Origin of the sequence: Streptomyces sp. V3I8, from assembly GCF_030817535.1 — a bacterium.
In the GTDB taxonomy this organism is placed as follows: domain Bacteria; phylum Actinomycetota; class Actinomycetes; order Streptomycetales; family Streptomycetaceae; genus Streptomyces.
This window is the reverse complement of the sequence record NZ_JAUSZL010000002.1, coordinates 5991323-6007253: the sequence shown is the minus strand read 5'-3', so window position 1 is coordinate 6007253 and position 15931 is coordinate 5991323. Positions and strand designations below refer to the sequence as shown.

Below are 15931 nucleotides of genomic sequence, written 5' to 3'. Positions count from 1 at the left end.
AGGAGCGCCTGACATGGCCGCCACTCAGGAAGAGATCGTCGCCGGTCTTGCCGACATCGTGAACGAGATCGCCGGCATCCCGGTCGAGGACGTCCAGCTGGAGAAGTCCTTCACCGACGACCTCGACGTCGACTCGCTGTCCATGGTCGAGGTCGTCGTCGCCGCCGAAGAGCGCTTCGACGTCAAGATCCCCGACGACGACGTCAAGAACCTCAAGACGGTCGGCGACGCGACCGAGTACATCCTCAAGCACCAGGGCTGAGCAACCTTCACCCCCGGCCGCTGCTAGCCCCGCCACCCGGCGGTGGCGCCGCTGAATCCCCGGATCCGTTGGAGAAAGAATTCCCGTGAGCCCGACCAATCGCACCGTGGTCGTCACCGGTATCGGCGCAACCACACCGCTGGGTGGCGACGCAGCCTCAACCTGGGAGGGCCTGGTCGCCGGACGTTCCGGCGTCCGCCCTCTGGAGCAGGAATGGGCCGCCGACCAGGCGGTCCGCATCGCGGCGCAGATCGCCGTGGAACCGAGCGAGGTCATTCCGCGCCCGCAGGCCCGCCGCCTCGACCGCTCGGCGCAGTTCGCGCTGATCGCGGCCAAGGAGGCCTGGGCGGACGCCGGTTACACCGCCAGGGCCGGCGAGACGTCGGACGCCGCCGAGCCGGGCGCGGTTGTCGACCCCGACCGGCTCGGGGCCGTCATCGCCTCCGGCATCGGTGGCGTCACGACCCTGCTCGACCAGTACGACGTGCTCAAGGAGAAGGGCGTACGCCGCGTCTCCCCGCACACCGTTCCCATGCTCATGCCGAACGGCCCGTCGGCCAACGTGGGCCTGCTCGTCGGCGCCCGCGCCGGTGTGCACACCCCGGTCTCCGCCTGCGCGTCGGGCGCCGAGGCCATCGGCTACGCCATCGAGATGATCCGCACCGGACGCGCCGACGTCGTCGTCGCCGGCGGCACGGAGGCGGCCATCCACCCGCTGCCGATCGCCGCGTTCGGCAACATGATGGCGATGTCCAAGAACAACGACGACCCGCAGGGCGCCTCGCGTCCGTACGACATCGGCCGGGACGGCTTCGTCCTGGGCGAGGGCGCGGGCGTCATCGTGCTGGAGTCGGCCGAGCACGCCGCGGCACGCGGTGCCCGGGTGTACGCGGAGGCGGTCGGCCAGGGCATCTCCGCCGACGGCCACGACATCGTGCAGCCGGAGCCGGAGGGGCGGGGCATCGCCCACGCCCTGCAGAACCTGCTCGACAACACGGACCTGAACCCGGCGGAGATCGTGCACGTCAACGCGCACGCGACCTCCACGCCGGCCGGTGACGTGGCCGAGCTGAAGGCCCTGCGGAAGGTGTTCGGCGACGACGCCGACCACTTCGCCGTGTCCGGTACGAAGTCCATGACCGGGCACCTGCTCGGTGGTGCCGGTGGCGTGGAGTCGGTGGCCACGGTGCTGGCGCTGTACAACCGGATCGCGCCCCCGACCATCAACGTCGACAACCTCGACCCCGAGGCCGAGGCGACCGCGGACATCGTGCGCGGGGAGGCGCGGAAGCTGCCCGTCGAGGGGCGGATCGCCGCGCTCAACGACTCGTTCGGGTTCGGTGGGCACAACGTGGTGCTGGCGTTCCGTACGGTCTGATGTGAGCAAGTGGCCCGGTACCTCTTCGAGGTACCGGGCCACTTGCGTGTGCGGGTGGGCGGGTACGGGGCGGTGGGGGCTGGTCGCGCCCCGCGGCCGAGCCGCAGATGCAACTGCCCCGCGCCCCTTACGGGGCTCAGACCACCTGGTGGAGCCAGCGGACCGGGGCGCCCTCGCCCGCGTGGCGGAAGGATTCCAGTTCGTCGTCCCAGGGCTTGCCCAGGAGTTTGGGAAGTTCCGACTCCAGTTGCGTCTCGCCCTGCTGCGCACGGGCCAGGGCGGCGCGCAGGCGGTCCTCCGGGATCAGGATGTCGCCGTGGATGCCGGTGACCGCGTGGAAGATGCCCAGGCCGGGGGTGCAGCTGTAGCGCTCGCCCTCGGCGGTGGCGCACGGCTCGGCGGTCACCTCGAAGCGCAGCATCTGCCAGCCGCGCAGCGCCGAGGCGAGCTTGGACGCGGTGCCGACCTGGCCCTTGTAGGAGAACTCGGATCTCCAGGTGCCGGGCGCGGCGGGCTGCCGGATCCAGTCGAGGCTGACCCGGGTGCCGAGCACGCCCGCGACGGCCCACTCGACGTGCGGGCACAGCGCGCGCGGCGCGGAGTGCACGTAGAGAACTCCACGTGTCGTCACTGGGACCTCCGACCTCCGGACAGAGCGGGCACTTTGCAGCTTGGCGGATCGTTCAGTGGCAGGGCAGCCACGTGGCGAGGCTACCGTGCGGCGGCGCGGGGAGTGTGACGTACCGTCGGTCCCGGCGTCCATGAGCACGGAGGTTTCACCCGTGAGGACGCTCGGGGGCGAGCTGCCGTTGCGTGCCGGACGGAACGAACGAGGGGAACTGTGGATGCGCAAGCGTGGTCGTCGTGCGCGGGGCCTCGTCGCGGCCGCCGTGGCGGCTCTGGTCGGCGTCGCGGGGCTGACCGGATGTGACGCGCAGGGCGGTGACTCCCCCGGGCCGTCGGGCACGGCCGTGCGGAAGTCGTCACCCAGGCCCGCTCCGGCCTGGGACCGCAGCCCGGACTCGCTGGCCGCGGTCGGCGACTCGGTCACCCGCGGGTTCGACGCCTGCTCAGTGCTGTCCGACTGCCCCGAGGTCTCCTGGGCCACCGGCACCGACACGGCGGTGAACAGTCTCGCGGTACGGCTGCTCGGCAAGGCCGGGGCCGCGCGCAGCAGCTGGAACTACGCGGTGACCGGCTCCCGCATGGCCGACCTGCCCGGCCAGATGGCCCAGGCCGCGACCCGCAGACCCGAACTGGTCACGGTGATGGCCGGCGCGAACGACGCCTGCCGGTCCTCGGTGTCCGCGATGACCTCCGTCGCGCGGTTCCGCACCCAGTTCCAGGACGCGATGCGCACGCTGCGGTCCGCGCTGCCCAAGACGCAGGTGTACGTGTCCAGCGTGCCCGATCTGAAGCGGCTGTGGTCCGAGGGGCGGGAGAACCAGCTCGGCAAGCAGATCTGGAAGCTGGGGATCTGCCCGTCGATGCTGGGGGACGCCGACTCGCTGACCGCGGCGGCGACGTCGCGGCGGGACCGGGTGCAGGACCGGGTCGAGTCGTACAACACGGTGCTGGAAGAGGTGTGCGCGAAGGACCGGCGGTGCCGGTTCGACGGCGGGGCGGTCTTCGAGTACCGGTTCGGGACCGCGCAGCTCAGTCACTGGGACTGGTTCCATCCGAGCAGGAACGGTCAGGCGCGGCTGGCGGAGTTGGCGTACGCGAGGATTACCTCGCGTACGCCACCGGGGTGACCTTGACGGGGCGTCGTGTCGGGTGCCGGCCCGGTGGGGGCTTGTCGCGCAGTTCCCCGCGCCCCTGAAGGCGCCGGCGCCAGGACCGTGGCGTTCCCCGCGGCCCCGGAGGGCGGTCGTCTAGATGACGGCCGTCGTGCTCAGCCTGGTGTCCGTGAGGGAGTGGGAGGCCTCGATCCCGTAGGTGCCCTTCACCGGGGTCCAGCTGCCGGACTCCTCGTCCCAGATCTCGAAGGCCCGGGCGGGGAGGTCGACGGTGACCTGGACCGACTCGCCCGGGGCCGCCTCCACGTTCGCGAAGCCCGCCAGCCAGCGGGCGGGGCGGTCCGGGGCGGGGGGCGTGGGGGTCACGTAGAGCTGGATCGTCTCGCGGCCGGTGCGGGAGCCCGTGTTGGTGATGCGGACCGTGGCCGTCGTGCCGGTCACCTCGAGGGCGTCGTACGTCCAGTCGGTGTAGCCGAGGCCGTGGCCGAAGGGGTACACCGGGGTGCGGCCCTCCTTCTCCCAGGCCCGGTAGCCGATGAACACGTCCTCGGTGTAGGGGAGTTCGCCGTCCGTGGGGGCGACCCGGGTGACCGGGGCCGACTCCAGCGAACCCCAGGTGGTGGGGAGCCGGCCGCCGGGCTCGTGGGTGCCGGTGAGGACGTCGGCGAGGGCGGCGCCGCCCTCCTGGCCGGGGAACCAGGACAGGAGCACCGCGGCGACCTCGTCGCGCCACGGGAGTTCCACCGGGGAGCCGGAGTTGACGACCACGACGGTGTTCGGGTTGGCGGCGGCGACGGCGTGCACCAGCTCGTCCTGGCGGCCCGGCAGGCGCAGGTCCGTGCGGTCGAAGCCCTCGGACTCGACGCGTTCGGTGGTGGCGACCACGACGACCGCGGTGTCCGCGGCACGGGCCGCCCCGACGGCCTCGGCGATCAGTTCGTCGGGGTCGCGCGCGGGCTCCCGGTGGGCGAGCGTGAAGCTGATGACCCGCATGGGCGCGTCGGCGGGGGCGACGACGACGTGGCGCAGTGAGACGGCGTAGGAGCGGCCCGCCGTCAGCTCCACCGTGGCGCGCGCCACCGGGTCGCCGAAGAACGTCACGAACGGGTCGTCCTTGTCGGTGCTCTGGACCCCGTCGAAGTACTCCGTGCCGTCGACGGTGAGCGTGAAGGCGCCCAGTCCCTTGATCCCGAAGGTGTGCGGGCCGCTCTCGCGCGGGGTGAAGGTGCCGTTCAGTTCGACGCTGTGGAGGCGGTCGTGGGTGACGCCGTCGGACAGGTCGTCGCCCATCCACTGCAGGTGGCCGCTGGGTGCGGAGTCCGTGCCCAGGACGGTGTCCCCGGCGTCGCGGCAGACCGCGCGCAGCGTGAACCCCTTGCCGGCGGCGGCCAGTTCCTGGCTGGGGTCGGCGCCGACCGCGTAGGTCAGCGCGCCCTCGGGAAGGGCGGCGGTGAGGCCGTCGAGCGGGGAGACGGTCCGGGCGGGGAAGACGGTGGCGGAGCCGCCGCCGAGGACGCGGGCGTCACGGGCGGCGGCGCCGATGAGCGCCACCGAGTGCCCGGCGGGGAGCGGGAGGGCGCCTTCGTTGCGGACGAGGACGAAGGCGCGGCGGGCGATCTCGCGGGCCAGCGACTCGCCGTCCACCGTCTCGGGCGGCTCGGTGACGACCGGTTCGGCGCCCTCCAGGACGCCGACGCGGGCGGCCAGGCGCAGGACGTTGCGCACGGCCTCGTCGACCAGGGCCTCGTCGGTCTCGCCGGCCCGGACGGCGGCGGCGAGCGCGGGCCCGTACACGGTGGTGGGGCCGGGCATCGCGACGTCCAGGCCGCCCCCGACGGCGCCGACGGTCGAGCGGGCGGCCATCCAGTCGGAGACGTTGAAGCCGTCGAAGCCCCATTCGCCGCGCAGGACCTCGTTGACGAGGTAGCGGTGCTCGGACATCGTCGTGCCGTTGACCGAGTTGTAGGCGGTCATGATGCCCCAGGGGTGGGCGTTCTCGACGATGGCCTCGAAGGGGGCCAGGTAGAGCTCGCGCAGGGCGCGCGGCGAGACCACGTTGTTCACGGTGAAGCGGTCGGTCTCGGCGTCGTTGGCGACGAAGTGCTTGACGGTGGTGCCGACGCCGCCCTCCTGCACACCGGTCACGTATCCGGTGCCGATCCGCCCGGTGAGGTACGGGTCCTCGCTGTACGCCTCGAAGTGGCGGCCGCCCAGCGGCGAGCGGTGCAGGTTGACCGTGGGGGCGAGCAGGACGTGGACGCCCTTGCGGCGGGCCTCCTGGGCGAGGAGGCGGCCCGCGCGGCGGGCGAGGGCCGGGTCCCAGGTGGCGGCGAGCGCGGTCGGCGAGGGCAGCGCGACGGACGGGTCGTCGGCGGTCCAGCGCACGCCCCGGACGCCGATCGGGCCGTCGGACATGACCAGGGACCGGAGTCCGATCGCGGGCACCGCGGGCAGGGACCACATGTCCTGTCCGGCGAGCAGCCGCGCCTTCGTGTCCAGGTCGAGGGCGGCCAGGGCCGCCTCGACCACCGTCTCGCGCGCCTGGTCCGCCGGGGTGGGCCGGGTTCCTGCCATGGCCGTGCCTCCTCGTTGAAGTCCGCTCCGTCCCCCCATCCTGCATCCGTCACCTGTCGAGCGGTAGGTTCTGTTATGTCGGCGTTACAAAAGCCGCGGGCGGACCCGGGTCCGTCGTACGGTGGCGTCATGACGAGCGGGACGCCCAGGTCGGCCAGGGGCACGGAGCGTCGTGCGGAGATCCTCCGCGCGGCGCTCGAGGTGATCGCCGAGCGGGGGTACCGGGGCGCGAGCCTGGCGGCGGTCGCCGAGCGGGTCGCCCTCACCCCGCAGGGGCTGCTGCACCACTTCCCGACCAAGGAGGCGCTGCTCGTCGCCGTGCTGGCGGAACGCGACCAGTGGGACGCGGTGCCGGGCACCGGGTGGCGACTGGAGCTGCTCGGCCAGCTGGTCGAGTACAACGCCATGCGGCCCGGAATCGTGCAGACCTTCTCGGCGCTGCTCGGCGAGAGCGTCACGGAGGGGCATCCGGCGCGCGCGTTCTTCACCGAGCGGTACGGGGCGGTGCGGGCGAACATGGCGCAGGTGCTGCGGACCGAGTACGGGGAGCGGCTGCCGAGCGGGCTCACACCGGAGCGGGCGGCCCCGCTGCTCGTCGCGGTGATGGACGGGCTGCAGTACCAGTGGCTGCTCGCGCCGGAGTCGGTGGACATGCCGGCCGCGTTCCGGGACTTCCTCACACTCCTGGGAGAGGGAGAGGGAGAGGGAGAGGGAGAGGCCGTAGGTGAAGGCGAAGGCGAGGACCGGCCGTAGCGACGGGTGCGGGGCCCCAGCGGTCACGCGCCATGGCGTGCGTCCCGCCCGTCCCGCATACTGCCGCCATCCGACGACGTCCCCACTCGCGACGGAAGGACCTGAACCACCTTGACCCACATACGTGTTCGGCTCGGCGCCCTCGGCCTGGCCCTGCTGGCGGGATTCGCCGCACCGCCCGCATCCGCCGCGCAGGACCCCGCAGCCGCGGCCGCGCCCACCGTGGAGGAGCAGCGCCTGGACCGGGCGGCGCCCCAGGAGATCCTGCGGCGGTCCGGATTCGACACGGTGGCACCGGAGTTCGCCCGGGCGCTGGGCGCGGCGCGCTCGTACGCGCAGGCCGAGCGGCTGGTCGAACGGCAGGGCAGCAGGCTGTGGCAGCGGGCGGTGGACCGGGCCCAGGGCCGCGGCCCCGCGGCCGGTGACCTGAGCCGGGACGACGACCGGCCGCTGTACTGGGCCCGGCTCGGCCTGACCCGTGAAGTACGGCAGTGGCAGCCGCGGTTCGATCTCACGCAGGCGGAGCGCACCGGGCTGCTCGCCGCGCTGGAGCGGACCTCGCGGGGCCAGGACACCATCCGGTACCCGCACTCGAAGAAGATCAAGCGAATCCTGGTGACCGGCTTCGACCCGTTCACGCTCGACCGGGACGTGCGGATCTCCAACCCGTCGGGGGCGACCGCGCTCGCGCTGGACGGCACGGTGATCAGGACGGCGGACGGTCCGGCGCGTGTCGAGACCGCCGTCTTCCCCGTCCGCTGGCAGGACTTCGCCGAGGGCACGGTCGAGCGGACGCTGCGCCCGCACCTGCCCCGCATCGACCTGTTCACGACGGTCAGCCAGGGCCGGGTGGGCCGCATCGACGTCGAGCGCACCAACGGGGCCTGGCGCGGCGGCTTCCCGGACAACGAGAACCTCTCTCGCACCGAGACCGTCCCGGTGACCGACCCGGCCTCGCAGCCGCAGTGGACGACGACGACCCTTCCGTACCAGGCCGTCGTGGCCGCCGACACGGGGCGCTTCCCCGTGTACGACAACACGTCGGTGACCGAGATCCCGGCCGGCGGGACGGAGGCCGTGGTGCGCCCCGAGGGGCCGACGGCGGGCTCCACCGCCCGGGCGGGCGGCGGCGGCAACTATCTCTCCAACGAGATCGCGTACCGCGCGACGCTCCTGCGCGACCGGCTCGGTCTGGGCGGCTCGCTGCCCGGCGGCCATGTGCACACGCCGGTGCTGGAGTTCGGGGCGGGCAACACGGATCCGGCGAGCGGGACGGTCACCGACGCCCAGTTCGTGCAGAACCGGCTGGACATCATCGCCCAGGTGCGGTCGATCCTGACGGTGGCGGCGGAGGCGGCCGGCTGACGTCAGGGAGCGAGGGAGTTCGCGGGGCCGGCGGGGTTCCCGTCCTCCGCGTGCTCCTCGCGGGTCTCCTCGCCCAGCAGGTCGCGGGCCATCAGGGTGGCGCCCGCGACCGCGCCGGGCATCAGGAACACGGCGACGACGGGGACGAGGAAGGCGAGGGCCAGCGGGGTGCCGAAGCCCCACACCAGCGTCCTGCGGGAGCGGAGCAGGGCCAGGCGGTCGCGGACCACGACGCCGCGGCGCTGCAGGGCGATCGACGTCAGCTCCTCGGTGAGGAAGAAGCCGGTGACGAAGACGCCGATCACCGGGACGACGGTCTGGCCGACGAACGGGACGAACCCGAGCGCGAAGAGGAGTACGCCCCAGATCAGCGCCCGGGTCACGATGCGGATGCTGTCGCGGGTGGAGATGACCAGTTCGCGCCAGAGCGGGAGGCCCGACTCGGGGGCCGTGCCGTCCGGGGAGACGTCCCGGTCCACCTTCTCGGAGAGGCTGTCGTAGAAGGGCTGGCCGAGGACGAGGGTGACCGCGGTGAAGGTGACCACGGACAGAAGCAGGGCGAGGGCGAACAGGACGGCGGTCAGGAGACCGCGGAAGAGTCCGGTCCAGGGGCTCGACCAGTCGTCCGCGAAGGGGGTCGCCCAGGAGACGAAGTCGGCGCCCCACACGGCCAGGGCGGTGAGGGCGGCGGCGTACAGCACGAGGGTGACGAGGCCGGGGAGGAGTCCGAAGCCGAACTGTTTTCCGTGCCGGACCACCCAGCGCTGGCCACGCAGCAAGTACTTGAATCCGACCCCGAGATCACGCATGCGTGCACCCTACCGGGGGTCGCCGCGTCTTCCGCCCGCGGCCCGGTGGGGGTTGCCCGCGCAGTTCCCCGCGCCCCCGGGAGGGCGCCCTTTGGGGGGCGCGGGGAACTGCGCGGGCAACCCCCGTCGGCCCGCGGTCGCATTCCCGCCCCCAGCCCCGCAGGGAAAACGCACCCTTGTTGCGCGTGAGTCGAACAGGTAGACCTCCCGTACCGAAGTGACCCGTGTCAGGCACTCTCCGCGGAGGTACCCGTGCGCCTACCGAGACCCGCCCTGATCGCCACGGCCGTCGCCACCGCGGCGGCCACGCTCCTGCTCGCCCCGGACGGCGCCCTCGCCGACCCCGCGCCCCGCCCCGGGGCCCCGGTCCGCGAGGGCTCCGGCCCCTTCGGCGGCGGAGCCGCCAGGGCGCCCGAGGACGCCGCCGTCCGGGCCCTGACGGCCCCGGTCACCGGGCTCACCCCCGGCGCGGGGGCCGTACGCGGCTACCCGCGCGAGCAGGTGCTCGCCCCGGACCCGCGGAACCCGGCGGACAGGTCCGTCAAGCTGGGCCTGACCCCGTACCACGCCATCGCCCCGAAGCTGAACGCCCTGCAGCGCCTGGGCGACCGGGTCAGCGTGGAGGTCGCGGGCCGTTCGGCCGGCGGGCACCGCCTCTACCTGGTCACCGTCACCGCGCCCGAGTCGGCCCGGCAGGCGCGCGCCCAGGAGCGTATGCGCGAGCTGATCGAGAACGCGCCCGCGGCCGCCGCGAAGGACCCGGCGGTCAGGCGCGACTACAAGGCGCCGGTCTTCTTCAACAACAACATCCACGGCAACGAGTGGGAGGGCACGGACGCCTCCCTGAAGCTGATCGAGAAGCTCGCGACGGCCGGGGACGGTTCCACCGCCGGCCTGCTCGCCCACCACCGCGTGTACTTCAACATCACCGCGAACCCGGACGGCCGTATCGCCGGCACCCGCGAGAACGCCAACGGCTTCGACCTGAACCGGGACTTCGTGACCGCCTCGCAGCCCGAGGTGCGGGCGATGCGGCAGATCGCGATCGACAAGCAGCCCGCGCTCATGGTCGACCTGCACGGATACGTCAACGGCACGCTCATCGAGCCGACCACTCCCCCGCACGGCGAGAACTACGAGTACGACCTCTTCCTGAAGAACACCTACGCCAACGCCCTCGGTATGGAGGCCGCCGTCAACGGCCTCGGGTACACCCCCGAGGAGGACGGGGTGGAACCGGCCCAGATCCCGTTCCGGGACCAGCAGGAGGGCTGGGACGACTGGCCGCCGGTCTTCACCCCGCAGTACATGCCGTTCCACGGCACGGTCGCCGCGCACACGGTGGAGTTCCCGATGGCGGTGAACAACGAGGAGTACGACGAGCTGCCCGTCGCCGAGCTGCGCCGCCGCTCGGCGATCAACGTGGCCGTCGCGGGCGCGGCGATGCGCGCGAGCCTCGACTACGCGCGTACGCACCGCACTTCGCTCGTCGCCGACCAGATCGAGGTGTTCCGCCGGAGCGTGACGGGCGCCGCGCAGGTCCCGGTCTCCGCCGGGACGGTGCCGGGTGTGCCGGGCATCGGCCCGGAGGACGTCTACACGACGGACTTCCCCCGCGCGTACGTGATCCCGGCGGGCGCGGGCGCCCAGCGCTCGGCCCCGGCCGCGGCCCGCCTCGTCGACCACCTGCTCGCCAACGACGTACGGGTCCGGCGGGCGACGGCCGCCTTCCGGCTCGGCGGGAAGGCGTACGCGAAGGGGTCGTACGTCGTCGACCTGCGGCAGCCCAAGCGCGGCATGGCGAACGTCCTGCTGGCGGACGGACGCGACATCAGTGGCAAGGTGTCGGTGATGTACGACATCTCCGGCTGGAGCCTCGGCCGGCTCTGGGGCGCGACCGTCGACACGGTACGGACCTCGCGGCTCTCCGTGCCGGACCGGCCGGTGCACGCCGCCGCGGCGGTCGGGTACGTGGCGCCCCGCGGCACGCTGCGGCTGCGCCTCGACGACGCCCGGGAGGTGGCCGCGCTCAACTCCCTGCTGGCGGACGGTGTCCCGGTGCGGCGGGCGGCCGACGGCGGCGCGATCGTGCCCGCCTCGGCGCGCGGCAGGGCCGCGGTCCTGGCGCGGACGTACGACGTGGCGTTCGACGCGACGAAGGAGACCGGCGGCGCTCCGCTGCGGCGGGTCCGGGTCGCCGCGGCGGTCACACCGGGTGAGCTGTTCGCGCTGCGCGAGATGAACTTCGACGTGGTCCCGGTGTCCACGGCCGTCCTCGAGGCGGGCTTCGACTGGTCGCGGGCGGACGTCCTGTTCGCCTCCTCGGGGCTGGACCCGGCGCGCCTGGGCACGGCCGCACGCAGCGCCCTGAAGGCCTTCCTGGGGCGTGCGGGGCTGGTGGGCCGCGGGACCACCGGAGCGGCCGTCAACGCCGCCGCGGGGCTCCTCGCGGTCGACGCGGTGGAGGGCAACCCGGACGCCAACGGCGTGGTGCGTGTGGTCAACTCGCCCGGCGGTGTGGCCGCCGGCGCCCCCGAGCACGGCTTCGTCTACGCGCCGGTGTGGTTCACCGGCCTCGGCGCCGGGGTGCGCGCGGAGCAGTCGTACGCGAGCGGCGACCTGCTCGTGTCCGGCCACTGGCGCGCCCTGGAGGACGGCAGCGGCGGGCCCGCGCAGGCGGCGGGGCGGGCCTCGGTGGTCAGCGGGCCGCACGCGGTGCTGTTCGGCACGGAGCCGCTCTTCCGCGATCATCCGAAGGGAGAATTCGCGCAGGTGGCACGGGCGTTGCTGACAGTGTCCTGAGAACAGGGACCCAGCACACAGAGATCTGAGGAGAGCACGGATGGCACAGGAGATCCACGGCACCGTCGCCGACGGCTACCAGGCGGTGCGTGAGGAGTTCGCGTCCGTCGTCGCCGCCGAACGACCGGACTACGCGGGCCAGTTGAGTGCGTACGTACGGGGGCGGCGGGTCGTCGATCTGTGGACCGGCGCGGACACCGACGGCGACTCGCTGTTCGGGGTCTACTCGTCCTCCAAGGGGGCGGCCCACCTGGTGGTCGCCCTCCTCGTGCAGGACGGCACGCTGGAACTGGACCGCGAAGTGGCGCACTACTGGCCGGAGTTCGCGGCCGAGGGCAAGTCCGCGGTGACCTTGCGGGAGCTGCTGGCGCACCGGGCGGGAGTGGTCGGCGTGGAGGGGGGCTTCACCCTCGACGAGCTGGCCGACGACCGGATCGTCGCCGAACGGCTGGCCGGTCAGCGGCCGTTCTGGCGGCCGGGCACGGCCTTCGGGTACCACGCGCTGGTCATCGGCGCGCTCACGGGCGAGGTCGTACGACGGGTCACGGGCCGTACGCTGCAGGAGGTGTACGAGGAGCGGGTGCGGGCCCCGTACGGACTCGGCTTCCACCTGGGGCTGCCCGAGTCGGAGGAGCACCGGTACCTGTCGGTGCGGCCGATGGCGCCGACCCCGCCGGAGCAGGCGCTGCTGGACGCGACGCCCCGGGGGCCGCACACGCTGGCCTCGATCGCGTTCAACGAGCACGGGCCAAACGCCGTGCCGCTGGCCGACTTCCCCAACCACCGTGCCGTGCGCGCCCTCGGGCAGGCGTCGGCCGGCGGGGTCGCCTCCGCGCGCGGGCTCGCCGGGATGTACGCGGCGGCGATCGGGGCCGGGACCGGGGGCCGGGCGGCGCTGCTGAAGCCGGACACGGTGGCGGAGGTGGGGCAGATCCACTCCGTGGGGTACGACCTGGTGGCGCGGGCGCACAAGTCGTACGGGCTCGGGTTCCAGGCCACGGCCGACGTGTGGCACCCGTTCCTGGGAGCCGGGACCTTCGGGCACAGCGGGGCGGGCGGGTCGCAGGGGTTCGCGGATCCGCGGGCCGGGCTGGCGTACGGGTACACACGGCGGCGGATCGCGTTCCCGGGCGGCGCGGCGCCGGAGAACCAGCGGCTGGTCCTGGCGGTCCACTCGGCGGCGTGCGCGACCTCGTGAACCGGGGGGTGCCAGCCGGAGGTGTGTGAGTCGGGCGCGGGCCGGTGGGGGCCGGCCGCGCACGGCCCGCGCCCCTCGAAGCAGGGCGCCTGCGGCCGGGCGATCCTTCAGGGGCGCGGGGAACTGCGCGACCGGCCGCACACGGCCCGCGCCCGACCGACCGGCCCGGGAGGCCCCCCCCGCGTCTTTGAGAACGCGGGGGCGCAAGCCACCGGTCCGCTGCTCAGAGGGTGACGATCATCTTTCCGGTGTTGTCGCCGCGCAGGACCCCGAGGAACGCCTCCAGGGTGTTCTCGATGCCCTCGACGACCGTCTCGCGGTACTTGAGCTCGCCGGAGGCGACCCAGGGACCGACCTCCTCGACGAACTGCGGCTGCAGGTCGTAGTGGTCGCCGACGAGGAGGCCCTGGATACGGCCGCGGGTGGCGATGAGCCGGGCGAGGTTCTTCGGGCCGGGGGCGGGCTCCGTGTTGTTGTAGACGGAGATCATTCCGCAGATGGCGATCCGGCCGCGCAGGTTGAGGGAGCCGATCGCCGCCTCCAGGTGGTCGCCGCCGACGTTGTCGAAGTAGACGTCGACGCCGTCCGGGGCGGCCTTCCTGAGCTGCTCGCCCACGGGGCCGCTCTTGTAGTTGAAGGCCGCGTCGAAGCCGTACTCCTCCACGAGCAGCTTGACCTTCTCGTCGGAGCCCGCCGAGCCGATGACCCGCGAGGCGCCCTTGAGCTTCGCGATCTGGCCGACCTGGCTGCCCACGGCGCCGGCGGCACCGGAGACGAAGACGGAGTCGCCCTCCTTGAAGGAGGCGGTGCGCAGGAGGCCCGCGTACGCGGTGAGGCCGGTCATGCCGAGGACGCCGAGGTACGTGGTGAGCGGCGCGGCCCGGGGGTCCACCTTGACGGCCTGCCTGGCGTCGAACACGGCGTACTCGCGCCAGCCGAAGTGGTGCAGGACCTGGTCGCCGACGGCGATGCCCTCGGCGTTCGACGCGACGACCTCGCCGACCGCGCCGCCCAGCATGACCTTGCCGACCTCGTAGGGGGCGACGTACGACTTCGCGGCGCTCATGCGGCCGCGCATGTACGGGTCCACGGAGAGGTGCTTGTTGCGCACCACGATCTGGTCCGGGCCGGGCTGCTTCAGCTCGGCCTCGACCAGGGCGAAGTTCTCGGGCTTCGGCCAGCCGACCGGGCGGTCGGCGAGGTGCCATTCGCGGTTCGTGGCGGGCAGTGCGGGGGTGTCGGTCATGGGGGGACGCCCTTCTCGGTACAGCGGTCTCCGTACGTCAGCGGTTTCGTACGGCAGAATGCTTCAGTATATGAAACAACCATGCTCCTGAATATTTCATGATGTCAAGCAACGGGGTAGCCTGTCGGCATGGGCACCCAGCAGACTCCCCCGTTCGACCCACTGACGCTCGAGGTGGTCGACCTCATCGGCACGGTGGTGGCCCGTTACCACGAGGAGTACGAGGACGCGGCGGCGGAGCACGCCCTGACGGGGGCGCAGGCGCGGCTGCTGAGCCTGCTGTCGCTGGAACCGCTGCCGATGCGGCGGCTGGCCCAGCGGCTGAAGTGCGAACCGTCGAACGTGACCGGGATCGTGGACCGGCTGGAGGCGCGAGGGCTGGCCGAGCGGCGGCCCGACCCCTCGGACCGGCGGGTGAAGCTCGCCGCCGTCACGGAGGAGGGGCGGCGGGTGGCTCGGAGCCTGCGGCTGTCCCTGCGGTTCGCGCGGGAGCCGCTGGCGGGGCTGTCGCGGGAGGAGCAGATGTCCCTGCGGGCGCTGCTGCTGCGCATGCTGGACGGCTCCGCCGACGTCGACTCCTGACCTGCGGCCCGCTGGGGGTCGCTCGCGCAGTTCCCCGCGCCCCTGAAGGGCACGGCAGGCTTTCAGGGGCGCGGGGAACTGCGCGATCAGCCCTCACCGGCCGGCACCGGACGCATCGGCCTCAGGCACCCCGAACCCGCGGCGAACCGCAGACTACGAGCACCACCACAAGAAGCGGTCGCACGTCTCGGACGGGGTGGGGTCCGGGTCGTCGTCCGGCGCCTCCGTCGTGGGGTCCGGGTCCGGGTCGGAGGTGCCCGGGGCCGCGGAGTCGTCCGGGGCGTCCGGCGGCGCGGAGCCACCCGCCGGGGACGACGCCGTGGGCGACACCGTCGGGGACGGCGCGTCCGGCGAGGCCGAGTCCCCGGCATCCTCGGAGTCCTCGTCCTCGCCCTTGTCCTTGTCCTTCTTGCCGTCCTTCGACCCGGCCGCCTTCTTCGACTCCGAGGCCGACGGCGAGGCCTCCGAGGACGAGCCCGCGCCCGAGCCGTCCGACGACTTCGACGACGAGCCGTCCGCCGACGCCGAGGACCCGGACGACGCCTTCTCGTCCGACGAAGCGCTCGGCAGGGAGAACGGCGCCTCGATGCCCAGCTCGGCCAGACTCAGCCCGCCGGCCGCGAGCAGCAGCCCCGTGCCCACGAGCAGCACCCGCCTGCGCCGCCGCCGGTGCAGCGCGGCCTTCCGGTCGCGCCGGTTCGCGCGGCCCGAGCCGCTCCCCCGGCGCCGGGACCGCCGCCCGCCACCCGCCGGCCCCTCCTTCTCGTCCTCGTCCGCGAGATCGTCGCGCTCGCCGGCGTCCTCCCGGTCCGGGCCGGAGAGCGAGGCCGCGTACTTCCGGCACGCTTCGGCCGATGTACCGCACCCCGGGCAAGCAAGGGCGCCATTGAGGTGCCGGTGGCACGGGTGGCAGTAGTCCATGACGCCGGAAGACTAAACTCCGCGGAGGTCACGGTCCCAGGCACAGCTGTGAAAGTTCTGTGCTGAACACGGCGTTCCGCTTGGGCGGTTGAGGACAGGACGGGCCATTCGCCGCCTTATCCCCGTCATCGCGCCGAAACCGTTATGTGCTCCACCCATTGACACGTACGCCGCCCCGTCCTTACTGTCTGGCCAGCATTTCGAACGTGTGACGAAATATCGAACAGCACGAGCAGTTCGGAACAGAGCAGTCCAGAACACCGCCGTAAAGCAGCCGCAGAGCACGACAAGGGGCATTCTCC

At 73.0% G+C, this 15931-nt stretch carries 13 protein-coding genes; 8 read left to right on the top strand and 5 right to left on the bottom strand.

Annotation, left to right across the window (positions count from 1 at the left end):
• Positions 1 to 13 precede the first annotated feature (13 nt).
• Together QFZ75_RS26635 and QFZ75_RS26630 are read left to right on the top strand one after the other, a co-directional pair.
• Positions 14 to 262, top strand: coding sequence for an acyl carrier protein (locus tag QFZ75_RS26635; protein ID WP_055611752.1), 249 nt, complete (start codon positions 14 to 16; stop codon positions 260 to 262).
• A gap of 85 nt (positions 263 to 347) precedes the next feature.
• Positions 348 to 1640, top strand: coding sequence for a beta-ketoacyl synthase (locus QFZ75_RS26630; RefSeq protein ID WP_307540816.1), 1293 nt, complete (start codon positions 348 to 350; stop codon positions 1638 to 1640).
• Between the two features lie 136 nt (positions 1641 to 1776).
• On the opposite strand, the gene QFZ75_RS26625 is transcribed toward QFZ75_RS26630, so the two are convergent.
• Entirely contained in the window at positions 1777 to 2271 is a 495-nt protein-coding gene (locus tag QFZ75_RS26625) for a DUF3145 domain-containing protein (protein WP_307540815.1), read from the bottom strand.
• 214 nt (positions 2272 to 2485) lie between these two features.
• Between QFZ75_RS26625 and QFZ75_RS26620 the strand changes: the two genes are divergently transcribed.
• A complete protein-coding gene (locus QFZ75_RS26620; RefSeq protein ID WP_307544798.1) occupies positions 2486 to 3394 on the top strand; it encodes an SGNH/GDSL hydrolase family protein in 909 nt (302 codons plus the stop codon).
• 120 nt (positions 3395 to 3514) lie between these two features.
• Here QFZ75_RS26620 and QFZ75_RS26615 read toward each other — a convergent pair whose 3' ends face one another.
• A complete protein-coding gene (locus tag QFZ75_RS26615; protein WP_307540814.1) occupies positions 3515 to 5953 on the bottom strand; it encodes a glycoside hydrolase family 3 protein in 2439 nt (812 codons plus the stop codon).
• A 129-nt stretch (positions 5954 to 6082) separates the two neighbouring features.
• Here QFZ75_RS26615 and QFZ75_RS26610 point away from each other — a divergent pair, with 129 nt between their 5' ends.
• The gene (locus tag QFZ75_RS26610) at positions 6083 to 6706 is read left to right on the top strand and encodes a TetR/AcrR family transcriptional regulator (protein WP_307540812.1); all 624 of its coding nucleotides are present in this window, start codon (positions 6083 to 6085) and stop codon (positions 6704 to 6706) included.
• Positions 6707 to 6817: 111 nt separating this feature from the next.
• Positions 6818 to 8071, top strand: coding sequence for a pyroglutamyl peptidase (locus QFZ75_RS26605; protein ID WP_307540810.1), 1254 nt, complete (start codon positions 6818 to 6820; stop codon positions 8069 to 8071).
• Positions 8072 to 8073: 2 nt separating this feature from the next.
• Here QFZ75_RS26605 and QFZ75_RS26600 read toward each other — a convergent pair whose 3' ends face one another.
• Positions 8074 to 8880: an EI24 domain-containing protein gene (locus tag QFZ75_RS26600; RefSeq protein ID WP_307540808.1), complete on the bottom strand. Its 807-nt coding sequence runs from the start codon at positions 8878 to 8880 to the stop codon at positions 8074 to 8076.
• 252 nt (positions 8881 to 9132) lie between these two features.
• Here QFZ75_RS26600 and QFZ75_RS26595 point away from each other — a divergent pair, with 252 nt between their 5' ends.
• Both QFZ75_RS26595 and QFZ75_RS26590 read left to right on the top strand, forming a co-directional pair.
• On the top strand, positions 9133 to 11682 hold the full coding sequence (locus QFZ75_RS26595) for a M14 family zinc carboxypeptidase (protein WP_307540807.1): 2550 nt from the start codon (positions 9133 to 9135) through the stop codon (positions 11680 to 11682).
• Between the two features lie 40 nt (positions 11683 to 11722).
• On the top strand, positions 11723 to 12880 hold the full coding sequence (locus QFZ75_RS26590; protein ID WP_307540806.1) for a serine hydrolase domain-containing protein: 1158 nt from the start codon (positions 11723 to 11725) through the stop codon (positions 12878 to 12880).
• Positions 12881 to 13103: 223 nt separating this feature from the next.
• Here the strand turns inward: QFZ75_RS26590 and QFZ75_RS26585 are convergent, their stop codons facing one another.
• A complete protein-coding gene (locus tag QFZ75_RS26585) occupies positions 13104 to 14126 on the bottom strand; it encodes an NADP-dependent oxidoreductase (RefSeq protein WP_307540804.1) in 1023 nt (340 codons plus the stop codon).
• A gap of 129 nt (positions 14127 to 14255) precedes the next feature.
• Between QFZ75_RS26585 and QFZ75_RS26580 the strand changes: the two genes are divergently transcribed.
• Complete coding sequence (locus tag QFZ75_RS26580) at positions 14256 to 14708, top strand: MarR family winged helix-turn-helix transcriptional regulator (protein ID WP_307540801.1); 453 nt, start codon at positions 14256 to 14258, stop codon at positions 14706 to 14708.
• A 153-nt stretch (positions 14709 to 14861) separates the two neighbouring features.
• Here QFZ75_RS26580 and QFZ75_RS26575 read toward each other — a convergent pair whose 3' ends face one another.
• Positions 14862 to 15629, bottom strand: coding sequence for a hypothetical protein (locus tag QFZ75_RS26575; protein ID WP_307540799.1), 768 nt, complete (start codon positions 15627 to 15629; stop codon positions 14862 to 14864).
• Positions 15630 to 15931: the final 302 nt, after the last annotated feature.